The 8,067-nt window shown below is 27.4% G+C and carries 4 protein-coding genes; 1 reads left to right on the top strand and 3 read right to left on the bottom strand.

Annotated features, from left to right (window positions below; all coding sequences use genetic code 11):
• The first annotated feature begins 344 nt into the window (after nt 1–344).
• A complete protein-coding gene (locus tag Q0138_RS01245) occupies nt 345–1,778 on the top strand; it encodes a tetratricopeptide repeat protein (protein ID WP_297979811.1) in 1,434 nt (477 codons plus the stop codon).
• Between the two features lie 192 nt (nt 1,779–1,970).
• Here Q0138_RS01245 and Q0138_RS01240 read toward each other — a convergent pair whose 3' ends face one another.
• The 3 genes from Q0138_RS01240 to Q0138_RS01230 form a co-directional block, all read right to left on the bottom strand.
• Entirely contained in the window at nt 1,971–5,213 is a 3,243-nt protein-coding gene (locus Q0138_RS01240) for a hypothetical protein (RefSeq protein ID WP_297979808.1), read from the bottom strand.
• Between the two features lie 585 nt (nt 5,214–5,798).
• Complete coding sequence (locus tag Q0138_RS01235) at nt 5,799–7,166, bottom strand: TIGR02710 family CRISPR-associated CARF protein (protein ID WP_297979806.1); 1,368 nt, start codon at nt 7,164–7,166, stop codon at nt 5,799–5,801.
• 440 nt (nt 7,167–7,606) lie between these two features.
• Entirely contained in the window at nt 7,607–7,852 is a 246-nt protein-coding gene (locus Q0138_RS01230; protein WP_297979804.1) for a hypothetical protein, read from the bottom strand.
• Nucleotides 7,853–8,067: the final 215 nt, after the last annotated feature.

Genomic DNA, 8,067 nt, shown 5'->3' with positions numbered 1-8,067 from the left:
TACTTAACATGAAGACACTAGTATTTAAAGATTTCCATCAATTATTCATTGAATCAATATTAAAAAGAGAGGATTTATGAAAAAATATGATTTCTTATAAATCTTAAAAAGAGAATTATTAATAAAAAATATGATTTCTTATAAATGTTAAAAAGAGTAAATATGTTTTCTTACAAATCCTAAAAAGAGAAAATATGATTTCTTATAAATCTTAAAAAGAGAGGATTTATGAAAAAATATGATTTCTTATAAAAAGAGAACTATTTTAAAAAAATTTGAAAAGCTTTATATACAAGCAAGGTCATTTCATAGTAATTCAAAAAATAATCCAATTAGGTGATTATATGAAAGACCAATTAGAGATTGAAAATTCAGAAACAAAAATCTCTGAAAATCAATATAGAGATCTAAAACTGGAAAACGAAGTCCTGAAGGAAGAAAACAAACTCCTTAAGGATGAACTTGCCAATGATTACAAAAGCAAGATAGAGGAAATCAGTCAACTGGAAGAAGAAAACAAGCTTGCCAGAGAAAACTATGAATGGCACAAATCAATAGAAATATGTTATCAACTACTTAATTTGAAGCCTGAATCTGTAGAATACAAGCTAAAACTTGCAGAGGCTTACAAAAACATTATGGAAAATGATTTTGCAATTGAAATCTGTGATGAGATAATCAAAGACCCCCTCACTGATGAGAAATACTTAAACATTGCCCTTCACCATAAGGGACTGGCACTTATCAATAGCGGGAGACATGATGAGGCCCAAACTATCCTTGATAGAATAACTGACATTAGAATAAGGGAATCCGGATTTATACGTCTATGGGATTCACTTGAGGATCATGAGAAGATAATCGAATATGGAAAGGATGAACTTGAAAAAAATCCTGAAAATCCCATGCTTCTTGAGGCAATGGTTGTTGCTTACTGTAAACTTGACAATATTGAAATGGCTGAACACTATTTCAATGAGCTTGAAAGCATGACTGAATTGAATATGACAAGCAAGTTTGTCCTCCTTCTTCAACTCAATAAATACAAGAGAATTGTATATGAATATGAGAATATGCTTGAAAATAAAATCATAGATCCAGACAATCTCAACAATTTAATTGAATTCAGTGTAGCAATTTCATATACTATACTTGAGGAAAAGGAAAATGCACTTGGCATGATGGACAATGAAAGCGCCGATGAGGAATATGAACTTGAAAAGCTACGCTTTAAAGCAGGAATCCATTATGAAAATAATAATTTCGAGCAAGCCTATGAAACCCTGAAGAAAATATTGGCATATGATATGGAAAATATCCCTACCATATTGACACTTGCTGAAATTGCAATAATCCTTAAAAGATATGATGAGTCAGCCGAATACATAAGGATGGCAGAGGACCTGGGACATAATGACAAGAAACTCTATGCATTGAAGGCATTAATACACTTTGAATTAGGTGAAATAGATGAGGGAATAAGATATAGGCTTTTGTCCCTAGATGAAGATGATGAATATGAAAGGGATTATGTATTGGATTATGCTGAGGATTTCATGTTAGGAGGAGACTCTGAAAGAGCCGAAAATATTCTTGAAATCTATGAAAAACACTTTCCGGAAGAGATTCAGGTTCATCTCATACGCATAAGATATTATAAAAGTATTAATTTATTTGAACTTGCGGAAGAGGAATTTATTAAATTGTGTGCTAAGGACGACTATTTCTTGGGACATTATGATCACATCGGATATTTAAAAAAAGATGATCATTATTGAATAATTAAAATGAGTTTTTTTAAGGATTCGGATTAATTTTAGAAAAAAATAATAAATTTAAATTAATTTTTGAAAAAAATAAGAAATTAAAATTAATTTTAGTAAAAAATAATAATTTAAATTAAAATTAAGAAAAAAATAATAAATTTAAATTAAATTAAAAAAACGTATGAAATTATTAAATAAAATCTTTTAAGAATTTAACTTCATACAATCTCCATAAAATTCATTTAAAGTGGATTTAATCAATTCAAAGTCAGTTCGAAACAAATTGTCAGTTTTATCTGCAAGAAGCGTAGCAATCAATTCATCCTTTCTTAAGAGATCATTGATTCTGCTTAATTCATTTAACTTGAATTCCAATTGAATATCCTTATTAATAATCTCCTCTGTCTTTCTTGACAATACTCCCTTGTCAATCAGGTCAGTGAATGCCCGTGATTTAGACAGATACTTATTCAATTCCTTATGATTAGAATTGATTCCATCCCATTTGTCCTTAAAGAATTCCTTAGCATAAGTGTCATTTTCTATATTTTCCTTCAATATGGAATCCTCAAGGAATTGATTAAACTTCCTCTTGCAATTTTCCAGGGTTTCCCTATTTGAATCCCTTGAATTCATAAGCAATGTGATGTACTCAAGATCAAGTAGCTCCAATATTTCATCAATATCTTCAGTTTCATTACTTATGTATTCTTTTAATTGATTAATTGAAAGGTCGTAAATATTGCTTTCTAAATTAGAAACGACTTCATTTAAATCAGAATTACTATTTTTATTATTTTTATTTTTATTTAAATCAAAATTGTTATTTTGATAATTTTTATTATTTTTATTATTGAAATTAAAACTATTCTCTTTTTTATCTATTTCATCCAAATCAAATGTGTATTTATTTAATTTTTTACCGGAATCATTTAATTCAAAATTAGAATTAATAGAATTATTAGAATTATTAGAATTATTAGAATTATTAGAATTATTAGAATTATTAGAACCTAAATTAGAATTATTATAATCTGAATTAGGATTATTAGAATCTAAATTAGGATTATTAGGATCTGAATTAGGATTATTAAAATTAAAATTATTATAATTAGAATTTTCAGATTTAAATTCATTTTCCTCTTTTTTTCCTATCTTTAAGAAAATATGCTTTAATGAATGTTCAGACTCTTTTTTATCCTCTTGGGAATTGTCTTTCTCTAAACTGCCAATGTTTAAGTTCAATTCTTCATCATTCTCCAATATCTCTTTTGAATTGTATAGGATATTTGAACTTAAAATCATATCAAGTTCTTTAATTACATTGTTGGAAATTTCAATTATCCTATCAAATTCAAGGTCATAAAGATTTTCACTGCTTAAAATAGAATATTTATGACTTAATTGATTGTTAATAGACAATATTCTAAGGTCAATTTCCTTCTTTATTGTTTCAAAGGATGTTAAGTCCCTTTTTAACTGAATCTTATCAACATGAATTCCAAGGTCTTCTGAAAAGAATCCTTCCTTAATGAGGAGGGAATACTCCTTGTTGATTTCAAATTCCTTATGCAATATGTCCAGATTTGAGTTGAATCCATCATATAGGTTTCCAAAGATTTTTTCAAGTTTCTTTGAATTGTAATCCCAATTGTCATATTTGGCAAGCTTAAGCTTGTTTTCATTCATCTGATTAAATATGGATGAATAATAATCATAGGCTTTTGTATGCTGAATAAGGAGCCTTGCCTGATTTACAAGAACTTCAGTCTTTTTCTCTTCCTTTGCATAATTGTTTAATGTGATTTGGCAGTTTCTAACTTGAATCTTTGCTGCATCAATCTGATTTTTATATTCCATTACCTCATTAAGGGTGAAACCTTTTCCAAAGAGGTATTCAAAGAGTTCCTTGATTTCGTTATATTGGTCCTTATTTAATAATCTGTTAAGCTTGTTTTTGTAAAATTTAATTTTAGAGTCAATGTCATGTATTTTCTTAAATTCAATGGCCTTGTCACTGTTTAGCAATCTTAGGTTTTTGTCATACTCGTCAAGTTCAATTTCAAATGGAAGTTTTTGATTTGAATCTGAATCTGAACCATTAGTAGAATTAGAATTAGACTCATTTGAAGAATTTGGATTAGAATTAAAATTATTTGAAGAATTAAAATCTGAATTAACATTATTTGAAGAATTAAAATTATTTGATGAACTAAAATTAGAATCCTTAGAAGAATTAAAATCTGAATTAGAATCCTTTGATGAACTAAATGAGCCATTAGCAGCAAAACCTGACTCATAAACAATATCCTTTTTTAATATTGAATTCGCAATGCTTTCCTCAAAGTTATTGACTGCATTGCTTATATCAATATATTCAAAATCAAATATTATTGAATCATTTTGCTTGTCTTCAATTATCTCAAGCAATAGTTCAATTTCATCAAAATCATTAATGAAATTAGGCTTGTTGTTTAGAATTTTCAAATTATTCTTATAATCCTCAAAGAGACTTAACTTATTGATTAAAACCGTTTTATAGTTTAGGCTCATCTGCTTTAAGATATCCTGGGCCTGAATAATCTTTTCATTAAGCAGTTGAAGTTCCTTTTTTAATGTGCTGTTTCTCTTTTCGTCAAGAATCTCTTCCTTGATTAGATTGTATTCATACTCAACTGATTCTATATTGTTATAGTTTTCCCTGTCAAAACTTTTTACATTGTTTATTGATGAAATCAGTCTCTCATTGTCCTCAACATAGGAGCATCTGCTTAGGAAATAATCAAAATAGCTGCAGTATTCTTCCAAATCATTAAGGTTGTTTATATTTGAAAAACCATATTCCTCCTTGATTTCATCAAGAATCTTCAGATTGCTGAGGTGCTTGTATGCATTTTCCTTCCTTTGACAGCTTTTGAAATTGGTGCAGGAATGATTTGAACTTGAATCATATTCAACATCATCCAAAAGGGGACATTTATACTTGTTGCTTCCCTCATTAAACAGATTATAACGGGTATAGTATTCCATTGCAAATTCATGAAGAAAATCAGAAAAGGTGTTTGCAAAAATTCTAAGCTCGACATTGCTGTAATCATCATATATTGAACCATGCTCAATCTTGTTTCTCATCAAACGGATTTGATTCATCATATCGATTTGATCTTTAGGATATAGGTCAAATTCACGTATAAGATTTATTGCTATCCAAAGATTGTTTTTATCATAGGCGACATATTTGAAGTCACCATCTTGACCAAGCCTGATTTTTTCACTGCTCTGCCATTTATAATATTTCTCTTGCTTTTGACTTTCTGAAATATTTTCCCTTTTAAATATATCTTTAATTAGGCGTAAAAGGACTTTTGAAGCTTCATTTATTGAATATTCTGGGTGAGAATGGATATTGTTTTCCATTTTATTGCAATGATCCAATATGTTATCCAATTCCTCATTGATATTGTTTAAAAAGCTGAAATCCTTTATGATAACACGACCTAATTTTTATAGTATTATATTTATTTTTCAATTAATTAAGTTTATTTATTTTATAAATTAAGGCTTTTTTGATAAGATTTAAACAATATTGAATGATAAGTAAAAAAAGTAGAATAATTAAAAACTGAATAATTAAATTAAAAAAAGTAGAATTTTTAAAAAGAAATATTTGATTAATATTCTTAATAAAATGAATAATTAAAATAAAAATAATTTAATAACTATTAAAATAATTGTACTTGCAATTAATTAAATTAAAATAAATATTAATTTTAAAATTTTTAAATAAGTAGATGTATATGATTAGTTGATTAAAATGATTAAAAATAGAAAATTTTTTATAAAATTACTAAAAAAATTATAAAATTTAAAAAAGTAGTAAAAATTAAATTAGTAGTTAAATTTTAAAAAAGTAGTAAAAAATTAAAAATAAAAATTTTTATAAAAAAGTAGTAAAAAATTATTAAAAAGTGAAAAAAAATTTAAAATAAAAATTTTTAATAGAAAAAATTGAACTTAAAGAAGATTTAACAATTAAATTTCAAACTTTGGAAACTTAGCCAATTCCATTAAGTCTTCCAAGTCCTCGAAATAAGAGCTTGCATAAACAACTGTCTTTTCAAAGAGGGCAATAGCCTTTTCTTCACTGATTGGATTTAATCCATGAGCCAATATTGAATTGTTTCTTACCTTAAGTGCAGTGTTGAGTTCATCAAATTTCTCCTCCTTTTCAAAGTCAAAGAATTCAAGAAGCTCATAACTTCTGTCATTTGAAAGTCTTAATATGCCTTTATTAAGGTCCTTCTTATTTGAATTTCTCTCAATGAATGCCCCTATAGCAGTCTCATTTGTCTGACCCCTTGCCTTTTGCTTGATTTTGTCAACACTTATTACAAATTCCTTCTGTGCCTGAAGCCTATTTTCAAGGATAAGGTCATATTCACATAACTTGATTTGTGCAATCAATTCATTTACCCTATACAATCTTGCTACCGCATCGTCATATTTTGCCTCATCAATTCTTCTTCTAGCATTGTTAATAAGATCCGGCAGATAATATTTTATTCTGTTTTTTAGAAGCGCACTTTCTGAATTGTCCTCATCCTCCATCTCAACTCCGCGCATCTTAAGGCTTAAAAACTTCAGGTTATTGTTTAACTGGATATAAAAGTCTGTGCCATTGAAGGAATCATAATTGTACTTGTTTCCCTTTATTTTATTGTTTATGTCTGTTAAATAATCATATAAGTCAAGGCTTCTTGACTTCTTGTCATAGAACTTGTCCCAGATTTGATAGAACTTGACAAGCTTTCTATATATAACAGCAAGATTTACCTGATTTTCATCATGTTCCAATCTCCTCTTTGCACATGTGAAGTTTTCACGTGCAGCTTCAAACTGATATGAATTGAAGAAACTCTTTCCACGCTTAAATTCAGTGATTGCATATTTTTTATATGGATTTATCTGCATCTTTGTGATTTCAGAACCGTCCTTGACAATACCTACGCCATTCTTGTTTCTGCTTTCGCTGTCCTTTGAACCTACATAACTGAACTTGAAGTTGGAGTAGTTTCCCTCGACTACAGCAAGCACAATGCCTGAAACCATAGGTTTTGTTCCTCCTGTAAAGTCAACTGTAACCTCATAGCTGTTTGAATCACTGAACGAGGAAAAGACCTTTTTTGAAACTGCAAATGACTCATCAAGACTTTCAGGATCTGTGATTTCAAAGCTTTCAATATTTTTGGAATACTTGGTTTCCTTTATTATTTTGTCTATTTCCTTAAATGTCTGTGGAGTGTGCAGAAATATGATTCTGTCTGGATTGAACTTGTTTATTGAAAAGATTAGAGGTTCTGGAGAACCTCCTACACTTAGTATTAGAATATTTTCTATCATGGTAACACATTAATTGAAGTTTTTATTTTTATTTTGTTTAAGAGTTAATTTAAAGTTTTTTTAATGACTGTTTTTAAAACAATGAATTAAATCAAACAGCTTTATTAAAATTTTTTTAAAAGAGAATAAATAAAAATTGTTTTAAAAACAATGAATAAAATTAAACAGCCTTACTAAAATTTTTTTAAAAGAGAATAAATAAATTTATCGGAAAAAAATAAGAGTAGATTAGGAAATTATAAAAAAATAAGTTTAAAGATTTATTAAAAATTAGTTAAAATGGCTAAAAAAATATTAATCTAAATTACTTAAAAAATACAAAAACAGGTTTTTATAAAAAAATACAATCATTTAAAAACCTAAAAAATACAAAAACAGGTTTTTATAAAAAAATACAATCAAATAAAAACCTATTAAAAAAAATAAAAGAAAAGTGAGAATCATGAATAGAAACTCAATGGTTCTTCATTTTCTTCTTTTACAGAGCCAAACAATGCATTGAACAAATCAGTAATGTCTTCTATTGGGTTGATACCCATAGATAAACAGACTCCCATCAACAATTTTTCAACATCTTCACTTGCTATTTTTTCTCCTTTTTGGGATTTCACATATCCTAGGAAATATGCTGCCATAAAAGGAGATACATCCAAAGTAATTTCTCTTTCAGTTTTGTGTTTATTCATTTTATTTTTACCAATATTTTTTACTACTTTCCTGTTTTCTTTAGTAACATTAACCATTATTTATCACCGGCTATATAAGATAAACAATAATCACTTATAAAGTTTTTCAATTTTTAATAAATAGTTTGAAAATATTAAATTGAAATTTCCAATTTTTTTTATAAATAGTTTGAAAATATTAAATTGAAATTTCCAATTTTTTTTATAAATAGTTT

The sequence above is a fragment of the uncultured Methanobrevibacter sp. genome (assembly GCF_937906425.1).
GTDB lineage: Archaea > Methanobacteriota > Methanobacteria > Methanobacteriales > Methanobacteriaceae > Methanobrevibacter.
The sequence above is the reverse complement of the archived record's forward strand: the minus strand, read 5'-3'. Positions and strand labels throughout refer to the sequence as shown.